At 73.4% G+C, this 20526-nt stretch carries 25 protein-coding genes; 16 read left to right on the forward strand and 9 right to left on the reverse strand.

Features of this window, described 5'->3' with window-relative positions; translation table 11 throughout:
* Positions 1–127: 127 nt before the first annotated feature.
* Complete coding sequence (locus ACIA8O_RS34360) at positions 128–892, forward strand: putative protein N(5)-glutamine methyltransferase (protein ID WP_396297949.1); 765 nt, start codon at positions 128–130, stop codon at positions 890–892.
* Between the two features lie 221 nt (positions 893–1113).
* Here ACIA8O_RS34360 and ACIA8O_RS34365 read toward each other — a convergent pair whose 3' ends face one another.
* Positions 1114–1926 (reverse strand): alpha/beta fold hydrolase, encoded by an 813-nt coding sequence (locus ACIA8O_RS34365; protein ID WP_396297950.1) that lies wholly within the window; start codon positions 1924–1926, stop codon positions 1114–1116.
* Between the two features lie 116 nt (positions 1927–2042).
* Here ACIA8O_RS34365 and ACIA8O_RS34370 point away from each other — a divergent pair, with 116 nt between their 5' ends.
* Positions 2043–2489 carry a MarR family winged helix-turn-helix transcriptional regulator gene (locus tag ACIA8O_RS34370; protein WP_396297951.1) on the forward strand — a complete coding sequence of 149 codons (447 nt, stop codon included), beginning with the start codon at positions 2043–2045 and terminating at the stop codon, positions 2487–2489.
* Positions 2490–2551: 62 nt separating this feature from the next.
* On the forward strand, positions 2552–3229 hold the full coding sequence (locus ACIA8O_RS34375) for a hypothetical protein (RefSeq protein ID WP_396297952.1): 678 nt from the start codon (positions 2552–2554) through the stop codon (positions 3227–3229).
* Between the two features lie 32 nt (positions 3230–3261).
* On the opposite strand, the gene ACIA8O_RS34380 is transcribed toward ACIA8O_RS34375, so the two are convergent.
* Positions 3262–3849 carry a TetR/AcrR family transcriptional regulator gene (locus ACIA8O_RS34380; protein ID WP_396297953.1) on the reverse strand — a complete coding sequence of 196 codons (588 nt, stop codon included), beginning with the start codon at positions 3847–3849 and terminating at the stop codon, positions 3262–3264.
* Between the two features lie 80 nt (positions 3850–3929).
* Here ACIA8O_RS34380 and ACIA8O_RS34385 point away from each other — a divergent pair, with 80 nt between their 5' ends.
* A complete protein-coding gene (locus ACIA8O_RS34385) occupies positions 3930–4415 on the forward strand; it encodes an FBP domain-containing protein (RefSeq protein ID WP_396297954.1) in 486 nt (161 codons plus the stop codon).
* On the opposite strand, the gene ACIA8O_RS34390 is transcribed toward ACIA8O_RS34385, so the two are convergent.
* Positions 4393–4983 (reverse strand): hypothetical protein, encoded by a 591-nt coding sequence (locus tag ACIA8O_RS34390; protein ID WP_396297955.1) that lies wholly within the window; start codon positions 4981–4983, stop codon positions 4393–4395. The genes ACIA8O_RS34385 and ACIA8O_RS34390 overlap by 23 nt on opposite strands.
* Before the next feature lie 76 nt (positions 4984–5059).
* Here ACIA8O_RS34390 and ACIA8O_RS34395 point away from each other — a divergent pair, with 76 nt between their 5' ends.
* From ACIA8O_RS34395 to ACIA8O_RS34405, 3 genes are all read left to right on the forward strand, one after another.
* Positions 5060–5479 carry a helix-turn-helix domain-containing protein gene (locus ACIA8O_RS34395; protein WP_396297956.1) on the forward strand — a complete coding sequence of 140 codons (420 nt, stop codon included), beginning with the start codon at positions 5060–5062 and terminating at the stop codon, positions 5477–5479.
* A gap of 14 nt (positions 5480–5493) precedes the next feature.
* Positions 5494–6057 (forward strand): hypothetical protein, encoded by a 564-nt coding sequence (locus ACIA8O_RS34400; RefSeq protein ID WP_396297957.1) that lies wholly within the window; start codon positions 5494–5496, stop codon positions 6055–6057.
* A 150-nt stretch (positions 6058–6207) separates the two neighbouring features.
* Positions 6208–6537: a DUF2516 family protein gene (locus tag ACIA8O_RS34405; protein WP_396298095.1), complete on the forward strand. Its 330-nt coding sequence runs from the start codon at positions 6208–6210 to the stop codon at positions 6535–6537.
* Positions 6538–6603: 66 nt separating this feature from the next.
* On the opposite strand, the gene ACIA8O_RS34410 is transcribed toward ACIA8O_RS34405, so the two are convergent.
* Positions 6604–8070 carry a PP2C family protein-serine/threonine phosphatase gene (locus ACIA8O_RS34410; RefSeq protein ID WP_396297958.1) on the reverse strand — a complete coding sequence of 489 codons (1467 nt, stop codon included), beginning with the start codon at positions 8068–8070 and terminating at the stop codon, positions 6604–6606.
* A 226-nt stretch (positions 8071–8296) separates the two neighbouring features.
* On the opposite strand from ACIA8O_RS34410, the gene ACIA8O_RS34415 reads away from it, so the two are divergent.
* Positions 8297–8830, forward strand: a complete 534-nt coding sequence (locus tag ACIA8O_RS34415) for an O-acetyl-ADP-ribose deacetylase (protein WP_396297959.1) — start codon at positions 8297–8299, stop codon at positions 8828–8830.
* A gap of 78 nt (positions 8831–8908) precedes the next feature.
* Here ACIA8O_RS34415 and ACIA8O_RS34420 read toward each other — a convergent pair whose 3' ends face one another.
* Positions 8909–9739, reverse strand: a complete 831-nt coding sequence (locus ACIA8O_RS34420) for a class I SAM-dependent methyltransferase (protein ID WP_396297960.1) — start codon at positions 9737–9739, stop codon at positions 8909–8911.
* Positions 9740–10012: 273 nt separating this feature from the next.
* On the opposite strand from ACIA8O_RS34420, the gene mshA reads away from it, so the two are divergent.
* The gene (gene mshA / locus ACIA8O_RS34425) at positions 10013–11383 is read left to right on the forward strand and encodes a D-inositol-3-phosphate glycosyltransferase (RefSeq protein WP_396297961.1); all 1371 of its coding nucleotides are present in this window, start codon (positions 10013–10015) and stop codon (positions 11381–11383) included.
* A gap of 93 nt (positions 11384–11476) precedes the next feature.
* Entirely contained in the window at positions 11477–11995 is a 519-nt protein-coding gene (locus ACIA8O_RS34430) for a YbjN domain-containing protein (RefSeq protein WP_396297962.1), read from the forward strand.
* Here the strand turns inward: ACIA8O_RS34430 and ACIA8O_RS34435 are convergent.
* Positions 11992–13233 (reverse strand): MDR family MFS transporter, encoded by a 1242-nt coding sequence (locus tag ACIA8O_RS34435; RefSeq protein WP_396297963.1) that lies wholly within the window; start codon positions 13231–13233, stop codon positions 11992–11994. The two genes, ACIA8O_RS34430 and ACIA8O_RS34435, sit on opposite strands and share 4 nt — an antisense overlap.
* A 158-nt stretch (positions 13234–13391) precedes the next feature.
* Between ACIA8O_RS34435 and ACIA8O_RS34440 the strand changes: the two genes are divergently transcribed.
* The 3 genes from ACIA8O_RS34440 to ACIA8O_RS34450 all read left to right on the forward strand — a co-directional run bounded on the left by ACIA8O_RS34440 (position 13392) and on the right by ACIA8O_RS34450 (position 15461).
* Entirely contained in the window at positions 13392–14150 is a 759-nt protein-coding gene (locus ACIA8O_RS34440) for a phosphoglyceromutase (protein WP_396297964.1), read from the forward strand.
* A gap of 101 nt (positions 14151–14251) precedes the next feature.
* Positions 14252–14635 (forward strand): hypothetical protein, encoded by a 384-nt coding sequence (locus ACIA8O_RS34445; RefSeq protein ID WP_396297965.1) that lies wholly within the window; start codon positions 14252–14254, stop codon positions 14633–14635.
* A gap of 238 nt (positions 14636–14873) precedes the next feature.
* Positions 14874–15461, forward strand: a complete 588-nt coding sequence (locus ACIA8O_RS34450) for a lytic polysaccharide monooxygenase (RefSeq protein WP_396297966.1) — start codon at positions 14874–14876, stop codon at positions 15459–15461.
* Between the two features lie 91 nt (positions 15462–15552).
* Here ACIA8O_RS34450 and ACIA8O_RS34455 read toward each other — a convergent pair whose 3' ends face one another.
* A complete protein-coding gene (locus tag ACIA8O_RS34455) occupies positions 15553–15732 on the reverse strand; it encodes a hypothetical protein (protein ID WP_396297967.1) in 180 nt (59 codons plus the stop codon).
* 148 nt (positions 15733–15880) lie between these two features.
* Positions 15881–16579: a phosphate signaling complex protein PhoU gene (phoU, locus tag ACIA8O_RS34460; protein ID WP_396297968.1), complete on the reverse strand. Its 699-nt coding sequence runs from the start codon at positions 16577–16579 to the stop codon at positions 15881–15883.
* Between the two features lie 263 nt (positions 16580–16842).
* Here phoU and ACIA8O_RS34465 point away from each other — a divergent pair, with 263 nt between their 5' ends.
* Together ACIA8O_RS34465 and ACIA8O_RS34470 are read left to right on the forward strand one after the other, a co-directional pair.
* Complete coding sequence (locus ACIA8O_RS34465) at positions 16843–18105, forward strand: sensor histidine kinase (protein WP_396297969.1); 1263 nt, start codon at positions 16843–16845, stop codon at positions 18103–18105.
* Positions 18102–18791 carry a response regulator transcription factor gene (locus tag ACIA8O_RS34470; RefSeq protein WP_345290935.1) on the forward strand — a complete coding sequence of 230 codons (690 nt, stop codon included), beginning with the start codon at positions 18102–18104 and terminating at the stop codon, positions 18789–18791. Before ACIA8O_RS34465 ends, ACIA8O_RS34470 begins: the two co-directional genes overlap by 4 nt.
* An 81-nt stretch (positions 18792–18872) precedes the next feature.
* Here ACIA8O_RS34470 and ACIA8O_RS34475 read toward each other — a convergent pair whose 3' ends face one another.
* Positions 18873–19538, reverse strand: a complete 666-nt coding sequence (locus tag ACIA8O_RS34475) for a DUF461 domain-containing protein (RefSeq protein WP_396297970.1) — start codon at positions 19536–19538, stop codon at positions 18873–18875.
* Positions 19539–19900: 362 nt separating this feature from the next.
* Here ACIA8O_RS34475 and ACIA8O_RS34480 point away from each other — a divergent pair, with 362 nt between their 5' ends.
* Positions 19901–20383 carry a CarD family transcriptional regulator gene (locus ACIA8O_RS34480; RefSeq protein WP_030244332.1) on the forward strand — a complete coding sequence of 161 codons (483 nt, stop codon included), beginning with the start codon at positions 19901–19903 and terminating at the stop codon, positions 20381–20383.
* Positions 20384–20526: the final 143 nt, after the last annotated feature.

The following is a 20526-nucleotide window of genomic DNA, read 5'->3' on the forward strand; positions in this document are numbered from 1 at the left end:
CCACGGGCCTGCCGAGGAGGTGAGACCCATTACCGCTGTGAAGGTCCGGGTGCTCTCCTCCGTCTCCCGTCCGGTCTGACCGACCGGACCCGAGAGCGCCCTTCGAAGCTTCGAAAGGCATCTCACCGTGTCGTACACCACCACCGTCACCACCCTCCGCGCCGCCGGCTGCGTCTTCGCCGAGGACGAGGCCGAACTGCTGCTCGCCACCGCCGAAGGCCCGGGGCAGCTCGCCGAGATGACGGCCCGTCGGGTCGCCGGCCACCCCCTGGAGCACGTGCTCGGCTGGGCCGCGTTCTGCGGCCTGCGCATCGCGGTCGGCCCCGGCGTCTTCGTCCCGCGCCGCCGCACCGAGTACCTGGCCGAACAGGCCGCCGCCCTCCTCACCCCCGAAGCCGTCGTGCTTGACCTCTGCTGCGGCGCGGGCGCCGTGGCCGCCGTCCTGGCCCGCGGCCCGCACGCCGAACTCCACGCCACCGACCTCGACCCGGCCGCCGTCGCCTGCGCCCGCCGCAACCTGCCCGCCTCCGCGCACCTCCACCAGGGCGACCTGTACGCCCCGCTGCCCGCCGCCCTGCGCGGCCGGATCACCGTCCTGGTCGCCAACGCCCCCTACGTCCCCACCGACGAGATCCGCTTCCTCCCGCCCGAGGCCCGCGACCACGAACCCCTCGCCACCCTCGACGGCGGCCCCGACGGCCTCGCCGTCCAACGCCGCGTCATCGCCGACGCCCCCCACTGGCTCGCCCCCGGCGGCCACCTCCTCATCGAGACCAGCGCCCGCCAAGCCCCGTCCACCGCCGCCGCCATGACCGCCGCCGGCCTCCACCCCCGCACCACCACCTCCGACCCCCACGACGCCACGGTGGTCATCGGCACCATGCCCACCTGATGCTGAGTCACCCTCTGGGGACGCGAGGAACGTACGTGGTCACCCCGGGGTCAGGAACGTACCTGGTCACCCCGGGGGCGCGAGGAACTGCGCGAGTGCGGAAGGCGGCCCACCGCTAGATCGGGGCAGGCGAGCCAGTTGCACGTGCTGCCGTTCCCCCGCGCGCCCTGCGGCGGAGCCGCACATCAGCAGAGCCCCGCGCCCCCACATGCGTAGCCACGTCACGCCAGAATCTCGATGACCCGCGCCGCGTACGCCCGGGGGTGACTGGTGTTCCCGTTGTGGCCACCGGGGAACTCGGCCACCTCCGCCCCCACCAGGACGGCCAGTGCGTCGGCGCAGCGCCGGTCGAAGACCTCCGCCGGAGTCGTGGCCCCGGCGGCGGGGACGATCCGGACGGGCGAGGCGGCCAGGGCGTCCAGCCCCAGGTCGTCGCGGAGCAGCGCCGTGAAGTCGTGCCGCAGGAAGACGTCGAAGTTGGCCCGCCGCCGCGCGTCCATCGGCTGCGGCGTCAGGTTTGCCTCGGCGTCCCGCCCCGTGGTGTCGATGCGCAGCACCCGCGCGATCTCGGGCAGCACCGCCGCCAACCCCTCCCGCACGTACAGCTCCTGAAGCTCCGCCAACTCCGCCTCGTGGTGGGCCCGTTCGGCCGCCCCGAGCAACCACGGCGCCACCGGCTCGTGCGCGATCAGGGTGGAGAGCTGCCCGGGGTGGCGGGCGGCGAGGTGCAGTCCGATGACGGCGCCGAGGCTGCAGCCGAGCATCGGGACGGGCCGGTCCGTCAGCGCGGCCAGCAGCCGGTGCACGTCGTCGACGTGCTCCGCCACGGTGACCGCTTCGCGCCCCTCGGCCGTCCGGCTGCGGGAGAGGCCGCGCCGGTCGTAGGTGAGGACGGTGAAGGCGCCGGCCAGGGCGTCCACCAGGTCGGTGCTGCGGTCGGCGTCGCCCTCGCCGCTCTGCGAGACGAGCAACAGCGGTCCGGTGCCCCGGAGTCGGTAGTGCAGGACGGCGCCGTCCACGGCGAGTTCGGGCACGGTGGTTCCCCCTCGGACCGGCCCGGCGGTCGTTCCGCCCGGCGTTGCCCTCACTGTATCGCATCCAATTAGATGTATCTAGATGGATGAATCCATCTCGATGTACCGTCTCCCCCATGAACGGAGTAGAGCTCTTCCTCCTGGGCCGCGCCCTGATGAAGATCGGCGAGGAGTCCCTCCCCGAACCCCCCGGCGGCGCCGACCGCCAAGCAGGCGGCGCGCGACTGACCCTGATCGTCGCGGGGGACGTGGCCGCCCACCCCGGCACCACCGTCAGCGAGATCGTCGGCCGCACCGGCCTGCCGCAGAGCCAGGTCTCCACCGCCGTCGCCCGCCTCCGCGAGGCCGGCTCCGTCGAGGCGGCCCCGGATCCGGCCGACCGCCGTCGCACCCTCCTCCATCCGGCCGCCGAGCCCAGCCCCCGGGTCGCCGAGGTCCGCGCCACCTCGATCGGCCCCGCCCTCGCCGCCGCCCTCCCCGCTGTCACCCCGGCCGAACTCCGCCAACTCACCGCCGCCCTGGACCTCCTGGCCCACCATCTCCGGCCCACCACCCGCGCCTGAGCCGACTGGTAACGTGCGGATCTTCACCGGCCCCGCCGGTCGGAGTCCCGGACGGGCCGTCCATGACCGACCCCTGGCAGGAGCTCCACGCAGCCCTCGACGCCTTCCCCGCCACCAGCGACCGCTTCCACCTCGAAGCTTGTGGCCACTGCTGCACCGCCGCCGACCTGGCCGCCCTCGCCGGGCCGCCCGCGGCGGTGCCCGACCGCCTGCTCGCCACGGTGGTCATCAGAAGCCCCGGCCACTGGAGCGACCACCCCGCCTTGATCCGCCGCCTGACGCCCCGCCTGATGCGCGCGGTCCTCACCGACTCGCTGGGGGTGGACGAGGGCTCGGTGGGCACCCGCTTCCGCCAGGCGGGCTGGGAGCGCTGGCCGGAGCCCGAGCGCTCCGCCCTCCTCGGTCTCTGGCGGGCCTGGTTCGACCTGGCCCTCCGTCACCACCCCGCGCCGATCGCGGTGAGCAGCGTCCTGAACCTGCTCGCCGCCGCCACCGGCACCCTCGTCCCCTGGCTGGACCGCTGGCCCGCCCCGGGTCTCCCGGCCGCCGACCGTCAGCTCTCCGACCTGCTCGACGACTGGCTGGTCCACGACCGCGCGGACACCCTCCGGCTCGGTCACGGCGGTGAACTCCTCGTGGGCCCGGAACTGTTCACCTGGCTGAACGGTCTCGCCCCCACCCGCCTCACCCCCGCCCAGCGCTACGTCCTCTCCCTCCTGAACGCCGACCGCCGCGCCTGACCCCCACCGCCCTCGGTCCCGCTTCTCGGTTCTCAGCCCCGCCCCTCGGTCCCACCCTCCGGCCAGTTCCGCAGCAGCGCGTCCAGCGCGTCCAGCACCCGCTCCCAGGTCTCCTGCGTGTCCGGCGCGCTGTGGCTGAAACCGCCGCCCAGCTCCAGCGTCACGTACCCGTGGAACAGACTGCCCATCAGCCGCACCGCGTGCGTCTGGTCCGGCCCCTCCAGCCGGTAGCCGCGCAGCACCGCCCGGGTCAGCTCGGCGTGCCGGGCACCCGCGCTCGCCGCCGCGGCCTCCGGGGTCAGCCGCAGCTGGGCGGCGGCGTAACGCCCCGGGTGCTCGCGGGCGTAGTCCCGGTAGACGTTGGCCAGCGCGGTCAGCGCGTCCTTGCCGGCCCGGCCGGCCAGGGCCTCCGAGGCGCGGTCGGCCAGTTCGGCGAGGGCGAGCAGGGCGATCCGCTCGCGCAGGTCCTGGGAGTTGCGCACGTGTGAGTAGAGGCTGGCCACCTTCACGTCGAACCGCCGGGCCAGGGCCGAGACGGTCACCTGGTCGAAGCCCACCTCGTCGGCCAGTTCGGCCCCGGCCAGGGTGAGGCGTTCGGCGGACAGTCCTGCGCGTGCCATCGGCTTCCTCTCGGTCTTCTCCTGCACCTGAGCCCATTATGCGTTTGCCTAAAACCTTTAGGCAAAATAGCCTCACCCTTATGAAGCCGCTGACCGAACCCCAGATCCGTGCCTCCTTCGTGAACTGCACCAAGGGCGAGGCCTCCCGCCTGGCCGTCCCCCGCGACCTCGCGGACCGCCCCTGGCCCGAGCTCGACTACCTCGGCTGGCGCGACCCCCAGGCCCCCGACCGCGCCTACCTGGTCGCCGAACTCGACGGCACCCCCACCGGCCTGGTCCTCCGCAGCCCCTCCGCCGCCTCCTGGCAGGCCCGCCGCAGCATGTGCTCCGTCTGCGTCACCACCCACGTCGGCGGCGTCTCCCTGATGGTCGCCCCCAAGGCGGGCAAAGCTGGCCGCGAGGGCAACTCCGTCGGCGTCTACCTCTGCACCGACCTCGCCTGCTCCCACCACCTCCGCACCCCGCACCAGTCCGGCACCCGCCTCCAGGAGACCCTCACCCTCGAAGAACGCATCGCCCGCACCACCACCAACCTCGCCGCCTTCATCGCCAAGGTGACCGCCTGACCCGTCGTCGGTCACCCGCGTGCTGGGGGTTGCGAGCGCGCCACAGGCGCCTGAGGGCCTCGAGTTCGGTGCGGGGGAAGGCCTCGCCCCACGCATCCAGGTAGCCGTCCTCGCCGTTGGCGCGGGCCGCCTCGTCGAAGCAGCGGATCACCGCCCGCGCGAGCCGCTCGACCCCGGCCCGCCCCGACCAGATCTCGGTCTCGCGACCGTCGCCGCCCCGCTCCCTCCCGTCGCGCAGTTCGAGCACCCGGATCCGGGCCTCCTCGCCCTCCCGTCGGACGACCCACTGGTGAACGGTCGGCTCGGCCTCGAACCGGACCCGCTCCTCGGCTGCCCCGGCGGTGATCCGCGCCACCGCGGTGAGGAGCTCCTCGGGGGTGCGGCCGATGCGTGACGCGACGAGCTCGATCCCCGCCCGGTGGTCCTCCAGGGTGCAGACGGCCCACCCGGCGCCCGCCAACGTCCAGGAGATCCGCAGGCCGGAGTGCGCCACGGCGTGGGGACGTCCGAGGTCCGCGCCGTCGTGTCCGCCGTGCCCGTCGTTGACCTCGCCGCCCTGGGGTGTCATGCCCGGAACGCTATCCGTGCGTGCTCGCGCTAGCACTCTGCTTGCAATTGCAAGCACGGGTGTGCAGACTGCTGGCATGGCTTCACTGAACGTGGGCTCGCTCGGGGAGTACATCCGCGAGCAGCGGCGGAACGCGCAGTACTCGCTGCGCCAACTCGCCGACGCCGCAGGGGTGTCCAACCCGTACCTGAGTCAGATCGAGCGCGGGCTGCGGAAGCCGAGCGCGGAGATCCTGCAGCAGATCGCCAAGGCGCTGCGGATCTCGGCGGAGACCCTGTACGTGCAGGCCGGCATCCTCGAGGAGCGGCCGCAGGCCGAGCCGGGGGAGGGGCCCGGGCTGCGGGCCGCGGTGCTGGCGGACCAGCAGCTCAGCGAGCGGCAGAAGCAGGCCCTGCTGGCGGTGTACGAGGCGTTCCTGAAGGAGAACCAGGAGCAGCCCGCCGCGGCAGCGGAAGCAGCAGAGGGACAGGCCGGCCGCCGGACTGTCGACGGATGAGAGGACGACGGGCCATGCCGATCGGCGACGAGATCAAGAAGACCCTGAGCGACCCGACCCCGCTGTACGCCCTCGCGGGCGCGGGCGACCTGGCGTACGAGAAGCTGCGCGAGGTGCCGGGCAAGGTCGAGGCGCTGGCCGCCGACCGCCGGGGTGCGCAGGAGAAGGCCACCGCCGCGCTCCAGGAGGCCGGGGCCAAGCTGGTCGGGGCGCAGGCGAAGGTGACCGAGACCGTCACCGGGCTGCCGTCCAACCTGAAGGGCATTCAGGAGAAGGTGCAGGGCCTGGCGCTCCAGCAGGTGGGCCTGGCACTGGAGTTGGCGGTCAAGGCCAAGGAGGCCTACGACGAGCTGGCCGTCCGCGGCCGCACCGTGGTGGAGAAGAACCAGCCGGGCACCGCCGCCGAGCGGACCGCGGAGCCGCAGGAGACCGTCGAGGCCGAGCTGGTGGAGACCGAGCCCGTGGTGCTCGACCTGGAGCCGGAGCCGGAGCCGGAGGCGGACGCACCCGTCGCCGAGGCCCCCAAGCGCGCGCCCCGCGCTCGCAAGCCGAAGGCCGCACCGGCCGACGCCGAGTGAGGTCGTGCACCGAGAGGTGCGAAGCGGGTCCGAACCGGGCACATCCGGGCTGTGTGGCTCGTTGTTCCCGGTACGGCCGCCCGGTCGTGCCACCATGGGCGGCGGTAGTGCCCGGATCACACTGAGGAGGAGGCGGCAGCGGTGGCGTACATCCTGAGCTTGCAGTTCCTGAGCCCGGAGTGGTGGCTGTCGGTCGCGATGATCGGGTTCAAGCTGTTCGCCTTCGTGGACGCGGTGACCAGACGCGAGGACGCCTACCGGGCGGCGGACAAGAAGACCAAGCCGTTCTGGCTGGCCCTGACCGGTGCGGCGCTCGCGCTCGACCTGCTGCTGGGCGCCTCGGTGTTCAGCCCGCTGACGCTGATCGGCCTGGTCGCCTCGATCGTCTACGTGGTGGACGTCCGCCCCGCGATCAAGCAGCTGACGGACGGCCGCGGCAACAGCAACAAGAGCAACAACGGCCCGTACGGGCCCTGGTGACGACGGGTCACCGAAGCAGCGGAGGGCGGGCCGGAAGGCCCGCCCTCCCGCACGTCCGGAGCGGGCTCAGCCCATGATGAGCGGCACCGGCTGACGCTCCAGCAGCAGCACCGCGACGTCGTCCGCGAGCGCCCCGCCGTTCAGCTCCTCCACCTCGGCGATGGCGCTGTCCACCAGCCGCCCGCGGGTCAGCCCGCCCGCCTGGTGGTCCGCGATCAGGCCGATCAGCCCGTCCTGGCCGAGCCGCCGCGAACCGGCACCGATCCGGCCCTCGATCAGCCCGTCGGTGTACAGCAGCAGGCTCCAGCCCGGACGGAGCGTCAGCTCCTGGGTGGGCCAGCTGGCGCCGGGGTCGTCGCAGTGCAGCAGCCCGAGGGCCGGCCCGGCCTGGTCGGCGGGGAGCAGGCGGGGTTCGCCGTCCCGGCTCAGCAGCAGCGGGGCGGGGTGTCCGGCGAGGTACATCCGGGCCTGTTCGTCGCCGGCCGTCGGGCCCTCGGCGGAGGGCGGGGAGAGCACCAGCAGGCAGAGCGTCGCGAAGATCTCGTCGCTGCGGCGCTCGTGCTCCAGCACGTGCTGGAGGGTGGTGAGCAGGGCCTGCCCGGTCAGCCCGGCGAAGACCAGCGAACGCCAGGCGATCCGCAGCGCGACACCGAGCGCGGCCTCGTCCGGGCCGTGCCCGCAGACGTCGCCGATCACCACGTGCACGGTGCCGTCGTCGGTTCGGACGGCGTCGTAGAAGTCGCCGCCGAGCAGCGCCCGGCTGCGGCCGGGGCGGTAGCGGCGGGTGAAGGAGAGCCCGGCGCCGTCCAGCAGCGGGGTGGGCAGCAGGTGGCGCTGGAGGCGGGCGTTCTCCTGGCCGCGCAGCTCGGCCTCGACCAGGCGGCGCTGCGACTCGTCGGCCCGGCGGCGCTCGACCGCGTACCGCAGGGCCCGGGCCAGCAGCGGCCCGTCGGTCTGGTGGCGGATCAGGAAGTCCTGCGCCCCGGCGGCCACCGCCGCCGCGCCGAGCTCGGCCCCGGCGGCGTCGGTGAGCACCACCACCGCCGTCTGCGGGGCCCGGCGGAGCAGTTCGTGCAGGCCGTCCAGGCCCTGGAGCGGGCCGGTCTGGTCGGCCGGGTCGGCGAGGTCCAGCAGCACGCAGCTGAACTCCACCTCGCGGGAGCGCCCCGCCAGCCGCCGCCCCTGGCCCGCCGCGCGGCCCAGCCGGTCGGCGGCGGAGGGCACGCCCTGCGCCCAGTGCAGCTCGATCGCGGCGCCGGAGTCGGCGACCAGCTGTTCCAGGAAGGCCGCGTCGGTGTAGTCGTTCTCGATCACCAGCAGCCGGAACGGCTGCTCGGTGCCGTTGGCCCGGGGGTGCGGTATCGGCAGCGCGGCGGCGGCAGAGGAGGGCACGGCGGTGGCAGCGGGCACGGCCGAGGCCCGGCCGGCCGTCCGCTTCTCCGCGCGCCCGCCCTGCGGCGGCGACTGCGGCTCGGCGACGGCGCCCGGCCGGTACGGGGCGGCTGGCCCCCGCCCGTCTCCCGTTGCGGGCATTGGTCGGTCCTCCCTTTCCCCGACAGCGCAACGGCTGGGCCAGCCGTGCGGTGCCCGGATGGCACCGGGTGTCGGAGAGCTCCCGCGACCATAACGCGGCCGGAGCCCTTTCCTCCGGCTGACGGGCGGCTCTGTGGCTATCACCACGCCACCGGGAGAATGCGCTGGCCTCGGGCGGAACGATTCTGGTATGGACCGGTGAGGTACTCACGGGAGGACGGGAACGGTGACGCGCATCACGTCGGTGGAGGGTGACATCACGGCGCAGGAAGTGGACGTGGTGGTCAACGCCGCCAACAGTTCGCTCCTCGGCGGGGGCGGCGTGGACGGGGCGGTGCACCGCCGCGGCGGGCCGGAGATCCTGGCCGAGTGCCGCGCCCTGCGCGCCTCGAAGTACGGTCGCGGCCTGCCCACCGGGCAGGCCGTGGCCACCACCGCCGGCCGCCTCCCGGCCCGCTGGGTGGTGCACACCGTCGGGCCCGTCCACCTGCCCGAGGACCACGCGGCGCGGGCCGAACTGCTCGCCTCCTGCCACCGCGAGTCGCTCCGCGTGGCGGCCGGCCTCGGCGCCCGGACGGTGGCCTTCCCGGCCATCTCCACCGGCGTCTACCGCTGGCCGCTCGCGGACGCCGCGCGGATCGCCGTCCGGGCGGTGCGGGAGGCGGTCGCGGAGCACCCGGAGATGACCGAGGTGCGCTTCGTGCTCTTCGGCCCGGAGGCCCACGAGGCCTACCGGAACGCCCTGGACGAGACCGGCTGAGACTCCGTCAGGTACCGGCCCCGCACCGCCGGCCCCGCACCGCCGGCCCCGCGCCGCCGCCGCGCCGCCGCCGCGCCGTCACGGGGCCAGCGCGGACCACTCCACCGTGAGCTCGCCCTGCCGCCACCGGCCCCGTGCGTCCACCACCGGCCAACTGCCGGACACCGAGCGGCAGGTGGCGATCCACCGCTGTCGGGCGCCGAACGCGCCGTACGGGGCGGCGGCCGACCAGGCCCGGTCGAGGTCGGTCAGGAAGGCGTGCACCGGGCGGCCCGGCACGTTGTGGTGGATCAGCGCCTTCGGCAGCCGCTCGGCCAGCTCGGAGGGCCGGTCCAGCCCGGTCAGCCGGGCCGCGAAGGTCACCGTCCGGGGCCCCTCCGGCCCGAGCGCCACCCAGACGTGCCGTCGGCCGATCTCGTCGCAGGTCCCCTCCACCAGCAGCCCGCCCGGTGCCAGCCGCCCGCACAGCCGCTCCCAGACCGGGCCGACGGCGGCCTCCTCGTACTGCCGCAGCACGTTGGCCACCCGGATCAGCAGCGCGCCCTCCCCGCCGTCCAGCGGCACCTCGAACCCGCCCCGCCGGAAGGTCAGCAGCGGCGGCTCGGCGTACGGCAGCGCCGCCGCCACCCGCTCCGGCTCGATCTCGACGCCCACCGTCCGGACGTCCGGCCGCACCGCGCGCAGCCGGGCCGACAGCTCCACCGCGGTCCACGGCGCCGCCCCGTACCCGAGGTCCACGGCGGTCGGCGGCCGCTCGGCCGAGCGCAGCGCCGGGCCCAGCGCGTGGGCGATCCACCGGTCCATCCGCCGCAGCCGGTTGGTCCCCGTCGTCCCCCGCGTCACCGTCCCCTCGGGCCGGTCCCCCCGGCCACGGGCGGGAGAACTGTGCGGAACGGACGGCGCGACCATGCAGGCAGCTTATCGGCGCCCGCCAGGCAGTGGCCCGGGGGCGCGGGACGTCCGTGGTCACCCCGGAGCGCGGGGAACTGCGCGAGTGCCGGAAGGCGGCCCGGCGTGGGATCGGGGCACGTCAGCCGGTTGCCCGTCCTGCCGTCCCCCCGCGTGACCACTTTCGTTCCGGCGAACGGGAATGCGACGTGACATAGACGTGGTTGTCCCCTTGGACGAATGCCCACGGGCCGGAGCGCGGTGCCCAGGGGAGCGACGAGGAGGCTCAGCCAGGTGACCAAGCACCCCGCCCGCACGGTTGCGCGACGTTCCCCCCTGCTCCCGCCCACCCGCGGGCGCCTGCAGGGCCTGGTCGGCCGTCGCCGCCCGCACCGGATCGCCATGCTCAGCGTCCACACCTCCCCCCTGCACCAGCCGGGCACCGGCGACGCCGGCGGGATGAACGTCTACATCGTCGAGCTGGCCAAGCGCCTCGCCGCCCTCGACATCGAGGTCGAGGTCTTCACCCGGGCGATCAGCTCGGACGACGCCCCCACCGTGGAGCTGGCTCCCGGCGTGCTGGTCCGGCACGTCACGGCGGGCCCGTACGAGGGGCTGGTCAAGGAGGACCTGCCGGCCCAGCTCTGCGCCTTCACCCACGCGGTGCTGCGCACCGAGGCGGGCCACCGCCCCGGCCACTACGACCTGGTCCACTCGCACTACTGGCTCTCCGGCCAGGTCGGCTGGCTGGCCGCCCAGCGCTGGGGCGTGCCGCTGGTGCACACCATGCACACCATGGCCAAGGTCAAGAACGCGGCGCTGGCCGAGGGGGACACCCCCGAGCCGGCCGCCCGGGAGATCGGCGAGAGCCAGGTGGTCGAGGCCGCCGACCGGCTGATCGCCAACACGGCGGAGGAGGCCGAGGAGCTGGCCTTCCACTACGCGGCCCGCCCGGACCAGCTCGCCGTGGTCCACCCGGGCGTCAACCTCGACGTCTTCCGCCCCGGCCCGGCGCCGGACGCCCGCGCCGCCGCCCGGGCCCGCCTCGGGCTGCCGCAGGACGCGGCGGTGCTGCTGTTCGCCGGCCGGATACAGCCGCTCAAGGCGCCGGACGTGCTGCTGCGGGCGGTCGCGGTGCTGCTGGAGCGCGAGCCGGAGCTGCGCCGGCGGCTGGTCGTGCCGGTGGTCGGCGGGCCGTCCGGCACCGGGCTGGCCAAGCCGGAGAGCCTGCAGAAGCTCGCCGCCCAGCTGGGCATATCGGACGTGGTCCGCTTCCACCCGCCGGTCGGCCAGCAGCAGCTCGCCGAGTGGTACCGGGCCGCCACCGCCCTGGTGATGCCCTCCTACAGCGAGTCCTTCGGCCTGGTCGCCCTGGAGGCCCAGGCCTGCGGCACTCCGGTGGTCGCCGCCGCGGTCGGCGGCCTCCCGGTCGCGGTCGAGGGCGGCCGGACGGGCACCCTGGTCCCCGGCCACGAGCCGGAGGACTGGGCCCGCGCGCTCCGCCCGTACGTGACGGACCGTGAGCTGGTGCACCGTCAGGGCCTGGCTGCCGCCTCCCACGCCGCCGCCTTCGGCTGGGACCGCGCGGCCGCCCGTACCGCGGAGGTGTACGCCGCCGCCATGCAGCACTCCACCGCCCTGCTCGCGGGCCTCCGCCTGGCCTGACCGGCCGCCCCGCCGGTCCCCGCCCACCCCGCGTCACGCCGTGACGGGGAGTCAGGCGGCGCCCGTGGCATACCCCCGAGTAACGTCTGCCCCATGGCAACCCCCACCAAGGACGACGCCCTGGCCCTGCTCCGCACCGCCCTGGACGAGGCGGGCGTGGCCTGGGAGCCCGCCGCGACCGACCCGTTCACGCTGGTCGCGACGCTGCCCGGCACGCGCAAGCTGGCCACCCCGTGCGCCCTGCGGGTCGGCGACCACACCCTCTCGGTGAACGCCTTCGTGATCCGCCGCCCGGACGAGAACCACGAGGCGGTCTACCGCTGGCTGCTGGAGCGGAACACCCGGCTGTTCGGCGTCGCGTACGCGATCGACGCGCTCGGCGACGTCTACCTGGCGGGCCGCCTGCCGCTGGAGGCGCTCACCCCGGACGTGGTGGACCGGCTGCTCGGCACCGTGCTCGGCGCCGCCGACGAGCCCTTCAACACCCTGCTCGAACTCGGCTTCGCCACCGCGATCCGGCGCGAGTGGGAGTGGCGCACCAAGCGCGGCGAGTCCACCCGCAACCTGGAGGCCTTCACCCACCTCGCCGCCCCCGTCGCGGAGCAGGGCTAGACCAGCGCCCGGGCCGGCTCCTCCACCGGGGCCGGCGCGGCCGTGCGGCGGCCGAGCAGCAGGAAGCCCGCCGCCGCCGCGCTGCCGAGCAGCGCGCAGGCGCCCCAGGCCGCGACCCCGCCGCCGTACTCCAGCAGCAGCGCGCCGCCGGCCGGGCCGAGGAACATCGCCAGCGACCAGGAGAGCGAGTACACGCCCTGGTAGCGCCCGCGGGCCTCGGCCGGGGCCAGTTCGGCGACCAGGGCCATCATGGTCGGGGCGTTGACGATCTCGCCGATGGTCCAGATCACCACGGTGAGGGCGAAGAACCAGGCCGAGGAGCCGGCGAACATGGTGAGCCCGAAGCCCCAGCCGATCAGCAGCGCGCTGGCGACCAGCAGGCCGGTGCGGCTGCGGCCCTCCATCAGCCGGGTGAGCGGGAGTTGGAGCAGCACGATCAGGATGCCGTTGAGGCTGATCACCAGGCCGTACTGGGAGGCCGGAACGCCTGCCCGCCCCATGTCCACGGCCAGCGTGGTGGAGCCCTGCTGGGCGACCAGGGCGAGCAGCAGGTTCACCCCGAAGACCGCCATGAACCGCCCGTCCCGGAAGACCCGTCCGAGACCCACCTCGGGCACGGCCGGCCCGCTGACCGCAGCGGCCGGCCGGCTCTCCGGCACCTTGACGAAGACCACCACCGCGCAGAGCAGCGTGCTCAGCGCGTCCAGCAGGAAGAGGGTCAGGTAGCCGTGGGCGGCGATCAGGCCGGCCACCGCGGCGGAGGCGCCGAAGCCGATGTTGATCGCCCAGTAGTTCAGCGCGTACGCCCGGCCGCGGTCGGCGGCGGGGACCACGTCGGCGATGATCGCCGAGATGGCGGGGCGGGAGGCGTTGCTGGTGAGGCCGACCAGGAAGACCACCGCCGCGATCGCCACCGGCCCGTCGGTGAAGCCGAGCACGGCCACCGAGACGGCGGTGCCGAGCTGGGCGGCGAGCAGGGTGGGGCGCCGTCCGATCCGGTCGGTGAGCACGCCGCCGCCGACCGCCGCGATGGCCGAGCCGAGCCCGAAGAGCGAGGCGACCAGGCCCGCGTAGGCGGCCGACCAACCGCGCTCCACTGTCAAGTAGAGGGACAGGAACGGCACGACGAACCCGCCGAGCTTGTTCACCAGGGTGGCCGTCCAGAGCCACCAGAACTGACGGGGTAGTCCACGACTCGTCTCGGAGAGCGAGACGACGAGGCGGTGCAGGGCGGGCATGTGGGGGCTCCCGGGCGGCGTGCGGCACCGCTCAGCGGTGCCCGGGCGGACCGGAGTGACCGCTGGGCGGTGGTGTAAGTGGCTCTTCTGCACCGCGCACATTACCGGTGGACCTTGGTCCCGGCTAGCCGTTATCCGGCTCGATTAAGCTGACCCCCATGGCTGACACGACCTACCGACTGATCCTGCTCCGTCACGGCGAGAGCCAGTGGAACCAGAAGAACCTCTTCACCGGGTGGGTCGACGTCGACCTCAACGAGAAGGGCGAGAAGGAGGCCGCGCGCGGTGGCGAGCTGCTCGCCGCCGAGGGCTTCTTCCCCGACGTGCTGCACACCTCCCTGCTGCGCCGCGCGATCCGCACCTCGCAGATCGCCCTCGACAAGGCCGACCGCCACTGGATCCCGGTCAGCCGCAGCTGGCGGCTGAACGAGCGTCACTACGGCGCCCTCCAGGGCAAGGACAAGGCCCAGACCCTGGCCGAGTTCGGCGAGGAGCAGTTCCAGCTGTGGCGCCGCTCGTACGACACCCCGCCGCCGGTCCTGGCCGACGACTCCGAGTACTCGCAGGCCGGTGACGCCCGCTACGCCGACATCCCGAGCGAGCTGCGTCCGCGCACCGAGTGCCTCAAGGACGTCGTCGACCGGATGCTCCCGTACTGGTACGACGCCATCGTCCCCGACCTGGCGGCCGGCAAGACCGTCCTGGTCACCGCGCACGGCAACAGCCTGCGCGCCCTGGTGAAGCACCTCGACGGCATCTCCGACGAGGACATCGCCGGCCTCAACATCCCGACCGGCATCCCGCTGGTCTACGAGCTCGACGCCGACTTCAAGCCGCTCACCAAGGGCGGCCGCTACCTGGACGCCGAGGCCGCGGCGGCCGCCATCGAGGCGGTCAAGAACCAGGGCAAGAAGTAAGCATGAAGTAAAGGTCCTGCCCCGGACCCCCGACGGCCCCCTCTCGTGTGGGAGGGGGCCGTTATCCTTCTGCCTTCCGGAGAACGACTACGGGGGGACCGATGGTCAAGAAGTCCATGGTGGGCGCGCTCGTCGTGCTGCTGGTGCTGTCGCTGGCGGCGTGCGGTTCGAGCGGCAAGAAAAAGAAGAAGAAGAGCAAGACCCACAGCACCCAGGCGGCCAGCAGCCTCAGCCTCTCGCCGATGGTGCTCACCAACGGCGGTGCCCTGACGGTCACCTACAACGGCTGCGCCGCCGGTGACCAGCTGGAGTTCGGCTGGAGCAAGGGCGGCCAGCGCGGCTCGCTGGGCACGGCCGCCTGTTCGGGCGGCTCGGCGGTGCTGCGGCTGCCGAAGTACACCGCGACCGCGACCGGCGACCTGCAGGTGACCGGCAAGGTGGTCTCCTCCGGCCGGACCGAGAGCAGCACGCTCACCGTGAAGTAGCTCCGGACCACCGCTCCCACAGGCCTCACCCGTCCCACGGGTGGGGCCTGTGGTGCGTCAACTCGCCTTCGTATCACGGTGGTTCAGACCATTGACGGCCATCTGACGCGCTCCTATGGTATGGACCAGTGGCACGGGCACGCCAAGATCCCCCCACGGACCCGGCGGGCCTCCCCTGTACTCCATCCACCCCCACAGCTCGCTCCGGCCTGCCCGGAGCCGAGTCGGAAGGAGCACCATGCGCAAGCGTCATCTGGTCGGCGCCCTCGTGGCGGCCGTCGCGGTACCGGTCGCGACCGCCCTGCCGGCCTACTCCCACGGCTACGTCACCGGCCCGCCCAGCCGGGCCGCGCTCTGTGCCGCGGGCACCGTCACCAACTGCGGCGACATCCGCTGGGAGCCGCAGAGCGTCGAGGGCCCGAAGGGCTTCCCGGGCTCCGGCCCGGCCGACGGCCGGCTCTGCGCCGGCGGCAACAGCCGCTTCGCCCAGCTCGACGACCCGCGCAACGGCGCCTGGCCGACCACCAAGGTCACCGCCGGCAGCCGGCAGAACTTCTCCTGGAAGTTCACCGCCCGGCACGCCACCGCCTCGTACAAGTACTTCCTGACCAAGCCCGGCTACAACGCGGCCACCGCGCTCACCCGGAGCAACCTCAACCTCACCCCGCTGCTCACCGTGCCCGGCAACAACCAGCAGCCGCCGAGCACCGTGACCCACAGCGTCCCGCTCCCGGCGGGCCTGACCGGCCACCACGTGCTGCTCGCCGTCTGGGACATCTCCGACACGGCCAACGCGTTCTACTCCTGCGTCGACCTGCAGTTCTGACGGTCCATCAGGGCCGGAACGTACGTCGGCCGGGCGCCCCGGCAGGTCAGGGGCGCCCGGCCGACGGGCCCGGTGCGACGGTGGTACGTGGTCAGTGGCCGCCGCAGCAGCCACCGCTGGCGCCGCCGCACTGGCAGGGCGCACCGGACTGGCAGCCGCAGCCGCAGCCCGGGCCGCAGCCGCAGGTGGCGGAGAGCACGGGCAGCAGCTTCGCGGCCGTCGGAGTGACGGAGCTCGGCGGCTGGGTGTCGGGGGCAGTGGTCGCCTTCATCGCGCTGGGCCTCCTCGGCAGGGCACCGCGGGTGCACACGGCGGTGTGCCCCTCCACGAGTGAAGCCCCCCCGGTGACGAGCCGTCAACGGGCGCGCGGGGGCGGGGAGATCAGCCTCCCGTGCGCCCCCGCACCGCCCCCGAGGCGTTTAGGCCCCGGCCTCGACGGCGGCCTCGGCCCCGGCCTCGACGGCGGGCACGAAGTCGCCCGCGTGCTCGCCGGTCACCAGGAAGACCACGCGCTTGGCCACCGAGACGGCGTGGTCCGCGAAGCGCTCGTAGTAGCGGCCGACCAGGGTGACGTCCACCGCGGTCTCGATGCCGTGCTGCCAGCGGTCGTCCAGCAGGTGCGAGAAGAGCTCGCGGTGCAGCGCGTCGATCGCGTCGTCGTCCTGCTCCAGCTCCAGCGCCTTGTCCACGTCCTTGGTGGCGATCACCAGACCGGCCTTGGCCACCAGCCGCTGGGCGAGTTGCCCCATCTCCAGCACGATCGAGTGCAGGTCGTTCGGGACGGCGGTCTCGGGGTAGCGCAGCCGGGCCACCTTGGCCACGTGCCGGGCCAGGTCGCCGCAGCGCTCCAGGTCGGAGCTCATCCGCAGCGAGGTGACCACGATCCGCAGGTCGGTGGCGACGGGCTGCTGACGGGCCAGCAGGTCGATGGCCCGGTTCTCCAGGTCGTGGTGCAGGGCGTTGATCTTGTCATCGGCGGCGATCACGCTCTCCGCCAGCGCCAGGTCGGCGTCCAGCAGCGCGGTGGTGGCCCGCCCCATGGCCGAACCGACCAGCCGGGCCATCTCGACCAGCTGGTCGCTGATCGAGTCGAGTTCCTCGTGGTACGCGTCGCGCATTGCTGCTCTCCTCAGTAGCTGTGTCGGTGGCGGTGCCGACCGGCCGTACCGTAGGAAGATCGGAACGGCCGCTGCTGGTGGCCGCATCGTAGTGCCGCCACCGCCCGCACGGGCTGTGCAACTCACCCTGGGCCGTTCGGGCGACCACGCACGGCCGGTGTGGTGAACCACCGGGAGCGTGAAGGTGAATTCTCGGTGACGCGCGGCCGATCCCTTGATCGCACCCGTGGGGAGCGCCGTCGGGATGCGCTTACGCTGGCCACATGGACGTGAATGTGGCCGCTGCCGCAGCCTGCGCCATAGCCGGGCTCGGGGTCGGTCTCACGGCCGCCATCGCCTTCCGCTGGAGCGAGCGGGAGCAGGCCCGCGCGGGCAACGGCGGCGGGAAGAACGGATCGGGCGGGCTCCCCGCCCAGGAATCAGGGCTCCCCCCGGGTGTGGACACCGTGCTCTCGGTGCTCCGCTCCTGCGCGATCGTGCTGGGCGAGGGCGACGAGGTGGTCAAGGCCAGCTCCGCCGCCTACGCGATGGGCCTGGTGCGCGGCGGCGCGGTGGCGGTCGAGCAGATGCTCTCGCTGGCCCGCGCGACCCGCCGCGACGGCGAGATCCGCCAGGTCGAGCTGGAGGTGCCCAAGCCGGGCGTGGCCCGGCCGACCGAGCCGCTCGCGGTCTCCGTCCGGGTCGCCCCGCTCGGCTCCCGGCTGGTGCTGGTGCTGGTCGAGGACCGGACCGAGCGCCGCCGGATCGAGGCGGTCCGCCGCGACTTCGTGGCCAACGTCTCGCACGAACTGAAGACCCCGGTCGGCGCCCTCTCGCTGCTCTCGGAGGCCGTCGCGGACGCCTCCGACGACCCGGAGGCGGTGCAGCGCTTCGCCGGCCGGATGCAGATCGAGGCCACCCGCCTGGCCAGCCTGGTGCAGGAGATCATCGACCTCTCCCGGGTCCAGGACGACCAGCTGCTGGTCGACCCGGAGCCGGTCGCGGTGGACACCCTGATCGCCGAGGCGATCGACCGCTGCCGCCAGCCCGCCGCCGCCAAGCAGATCCACATCGCGGCCGGCGGCATCGGCGGCCTCTACCTGCACGGCAACCGCGGCCAGCTGGCCGCCGCGCTCGGCAACCTGGTCGAGAACGCGGTCAACTACAGCCCGCCCCGCACCCGGGTGGCCATCGCCACCCGGCGCATCTCCAGCGCCGCCGCCCTCGGTGAGGCGGACGGCGAACTGATCGAGATCTCGGTGACCGACCAGGGCATCGGCATCTCCGAGACGGACCGCGAGCGGATCTTCGAGCGGTTCTACCGCGTCGACCCGGCCCGCTCCCGGGCCACCGGCGGAACCGGTCTCGGCCTCTCCATCGTCAAGCACGTGGCGGCCTCGCACGGCGGGACCGTCTCCGTGTGGAGCGTCGAGGGCCAGGGTTCCACCTTCACCGTCAGGCTCCCCGCCGGGAAACCCCCGGTCGAGGAACAGCAGAACAGCACGCACACCCCCAACCCCCTTCCTGCCCCGGAGGCCCGCTCGTGACCCGTGTACTGGTGGTCGAGGACGAGGAGTCGTTCAGCGACGCCCTCTCGTACATGCTCCGCAAGGAGGGCTTCGAGGTGGCCATCGCCGCCACCGGCCCCGACGCGCTGGAGCAGTTCGAACGCAACGGCGCCGACCTGGTACTGCTCGACCTGATGCTCCCCGGTCTCCCCGGCACCGAGGTCTGCCGCCAGCTGCGGGTCCGCTCCAACGTCCCGGTGATCATGGTCACCGCCAAGGACAGCGAGATCGACAAGGTCGTCGGCCTGGAGATAGGTGCCGACGACTACGTCACCAAGCCCTACTCCACCCGCGAGCTGGTGGCCCGCATCCGCGCGGTGCTGCGCCGCCGCGGCGAGGCCGACGGCACCGTCGAGAACGGCCCCGGCGCGCTGGAGGCCGGCCCGGTCCGGATGGACGTCGACCGCCACGTGGTGACGGTGGACGGTGCCAAGGTCGACCTGCCGCTCAAGGAGTTCGACCTGCTGGAGATGCTGCTGCGCAACGCGGGCCGGGTGCTCACCCGCATGCAGCTGATCGACCGGGTCTGGGGCGCCGACTACGTCGGTGACACCAAGACCCTGGACGTCCACGTGAAGCGCCTGCGCGCCAAGATCGAGCCGGACCCGGGCGCCCCGCGCTACCTGGTCACGGTCCGAGGCCTCGGCTACAAGTTCGAGCCGTAAGCCGCACCGGCACCCGCCCCGCACATGCCCGAAGGCCCCCGCTCGATCCGAGCGGGGGCCTTCGGCCGTGCTGACGGGGCGTCAGTGCGAGGCACTGGCGGTGGAGCTGGCCGAGCCGGACGGCGAGGCCGAGCCGCTCGGGGAGGCACCGGCCGAGGCGGAGGCCGACGCGGAGGGCGAGGCCGACGGCGAGGCGCTGCCGGACGGGGCGGCGGCGGGCTTCGACGCGGTGGCGACCGGGCCGTAGCCCCGGTACATGCCCTCGCCGGTGTGCACCTGGGCCTCGGTCTCGACCTTGCCGGCGGTGCCGAAGCCGAAGGAGACCTTGGCGTTGCCGCCGATCTCCACCTTGGCGGAGGCGACCTTGGCGACCGGCTGGCCCTCGCCGCCGAGCAGGACGGAGCCGCCCGCCGGGATGACGATCTCGGTCAGCGGGGCGCCCTTGGCGTCGGCGAAGGTGGCGGCACCACCCTCGGCCAGCTCCACCGACCGCAGGGCCTCCGGGGCGGAGCCGGTGTTGCTGATGTTCACGGTGACGTTGGCCGGGCCGGCGTGGTCGGACTTGGCGCCCGGCGCGGTCACCACCACGATGTTGTTGAGCTTGAGGGCGGTCCCGATCGAGGTCGAGGCGTTGTCCGGCTTGATCTGCAGCGTCGCGGGGGTGGTCCCGGCGGCGCAGGCGGACAGCGGGAGGATCGCGGCGAGGGCGACGGCGGCGATCGCGCCGCGACGAAGGCTGCGGCTCACGGCGGCGGCATCTCCTTGGGTATCTGATCGGTGGTCAGGGTCAGATTACCGACCGCACATATCCGGTTCTCACGGGGTGGCCCCGTGTCGCGCTCCGACCGCCCCGTCGGGTGCCGTGAGCACGTCCCGTACGCGTATACGGCAAAAACTCATGATCCAATCATGGTTTCGGGAGTGTTGCCAGAGGTTTCGTCAGGTGTGCAGACCACCTCCGACCTGCGGGAAGGCCCCGTCGAACACGGGTCGCAGCATGCCGAAGGGGTCCTTGTCAAGCCCCGAGACCGGCCCTGACCTGCGAAAACGCCCTTCGGGTGGACGGCGAACCGTGTTATTCTGGTAAGCCACGGAAGGGGTCCTGTCACATGACGTTCAAGGTTGGCGACACGGTGGTCTACCCCCATCACGGGGCCGCGCTCATCGAGGCCATCGAGATTCGCCAGATCAAAGGTGTGGACAAGACCTACCTGGTGCTGAAGGTGCAGCAGGGAGACTTGACGCTGCGCGTACCCGCGGAGAACGCGGAGTTCGTCGGCGTCCGCGACGTCGTCGGCCAGGAGGGTCTGGACCGGGTGTTCGAGGTGCTCCGCGCCCCGTACACGGAGGAGCCCACCAACTGGTCGCGCCGCTACAAGGCGAACCTCGAGAAGCTCGCCTCCGGCGATGTGATCAAGGTTGCCGAGGTCGTCCGCGACCTGTGGCGTCGTGAGCGCGAGCGCGGTCTGTCGGCCGGCGAGAAGCGGATGCTCGCCAAGGCGCGCCAGATCCTGGTCAGCGAGCTCGCGCTCGCGGAGAACACCAACGAGGACAAGGCGGAGACGCTGCTCGACGAGGTCCTGGCCTCGTAAGCGGTCCACCGCAGTTCGAAGCGCCCGATGTCGGTGCACTCATCGCGGTCACGTAACGTGGCCCCGGTGCGGCTCGGCAGCCCGGGCGCTTCGGCGTACCCGGGGACGAGCCACCCCGGTCACTCGGTGTGAGGCCGGGCGGC

It is taken from the genome of Kitasatospora sp. NPDC051853, assembly GCF_044452665.1.
GTDB lineage: Bacteria > Actinomycetota > Actinomycetes > Streptomycetales > Streptomycetaceae > Kitasatospora.

What these genes read in the sequence shown, in the direction of transcription:
- ACIA8O_RS34370 (WP_396297951.1), top strand. Translation starts at nt 2,043, where the DNA reads ATGAACGGAGTAGAGCTCTTCCTCCTGGGCCGCGCCCTGATGAAGATC.
- ACIA8O_RS34375 (WP_396297952.1), top strand. Translation starts at nt 2,552, where the DNA reads ATGACCGACCCCTGGCAGGAGCTCCACGCAGCCCTCGACGCCTTCCCC.
- ACIA8O_RS34380 (WP_396297953.1), bottom strand. Translation starts at nt 3,849, where the DNA reads ATGGCACGCGCAGGACTGTCCGCCGAACGCCTCACCCTGGCCGGGGCC.
- ACIA8O_RS34385 (WP_396297954.1), top strand. Translation starts at nt 3,930, where the DNA reads ATGAAGCCGCTGACCGAACCCCAGATCCGTGCCTCCTTCGTGAACTGC.
- ACIA8O_RS34390 (WP_396297955.1), bottom strand. Translation starts at nt 4,983, where the DNA reads ATGACACCCCAGGGCGGCGAGGTCAACGACGGGCACGGCGGACACGAC.
- ACIA8O_RS34395 (WP_396297956.1), top strand. Translation starts at nt 5,060, where the DNA reads ATGGCTTCACTGAACGTGGGCTCGCTCGGGGAGTACATCCGCGAGCAG.
- ACIA8O_RS34400 (WP_396297957.1), top strand. Translation starts at nt 5,494, where the DNA reads ATGCCGATCGGCGACGAGATCAAGAAGACCCTGAGCGACCCGACCCCG.
- ACIA8O_RS34410 (WP_396297958.1), bottom strand. Translation starts at nt 8,070, where the DNA reads ATGCCCGCAACGGGAGACGGGCGGGGGCCAGCCGCCCCGTACCGGCCG.
- ACIA8O_RS34420 (WP_396297960.1), bottom strand. Translation starts at nt 9,739, where the DNA reads ATGGTCGCGCCGTCCGTTCCGCACAGTTCTCCCGCCCGTGGCCGGGGG.
- ACIA8O_RS34430 (WP_396297962.1), top strand. Translation starts at nt 11,477, where the DNA reads ATGGCAACCCCCACCAAGGACGACGCCCTGGCCCTGCTCCGCACCGCC.
- ACIA8O_RS34435 (WP_396297963.1), bottom strand. Translation starts at nt 13,233, where the DNA reads ATGCCCGCCCTGCACCGCCTCGTCGTCTCGCTCTCCGAGACGAGTCGT.
- ACIA8O_RS34440 (WP_396297964.1), top strand. Translation starts at nt 13,392, where the DNA reads ATGGCTGACACGACCTACCGACTGATCCTGCTCCGTCACGGCGAGAGC.
- ACIA8O_RS34445 (WP_396297965.1), top strand. Translation starts at nt 14,252, where the DNA reads ATGGTCAAGAAGTCCATGGTGGGCGCGCTCGTCGTGCTGCTGGTGCTG.
- ACIA8O_RS34450 (WP_396297966.1), top strand. Translation starts at nt 14,874, where the DNA reads ATGCGCAAGCGTCATCTGGTCGGCGCCCTCGTGGCGGCCGTCGCGGTA.
- ACIA8O_RS34455 (WP_396297967.1), bottom strand. Translation starts at nt 15,732, where the DNA reads ATGAAGGCGACCACTGCCCCCGACACCCAGCCGCCGAGCTCCGTCACT.
- phoU (WP_396297968.1), bottom strand. Translation starts at nt 16,579, where the DNA reads ATGCGCGACGCGTACCACGAGGAACTCGACTCGATCAGCGACCAGCTG.
- ACIA8O_RS34465 (WP_396297969.1), top strand. Translation starts at nt 16,843, where the DNA reads ATGGACGTGAATGTGGCCGCTGCCGCAGCCTGCGCCATAGCCGGGCTC.
- ACIA8O_RS34480 (WP_030244332.1), top strand. Translation starts at nt 19,901, where the DNA reads ATGACGTTCAAGGTTGGCGACACGGTGGTCTACCCCCATCACGGGGCC.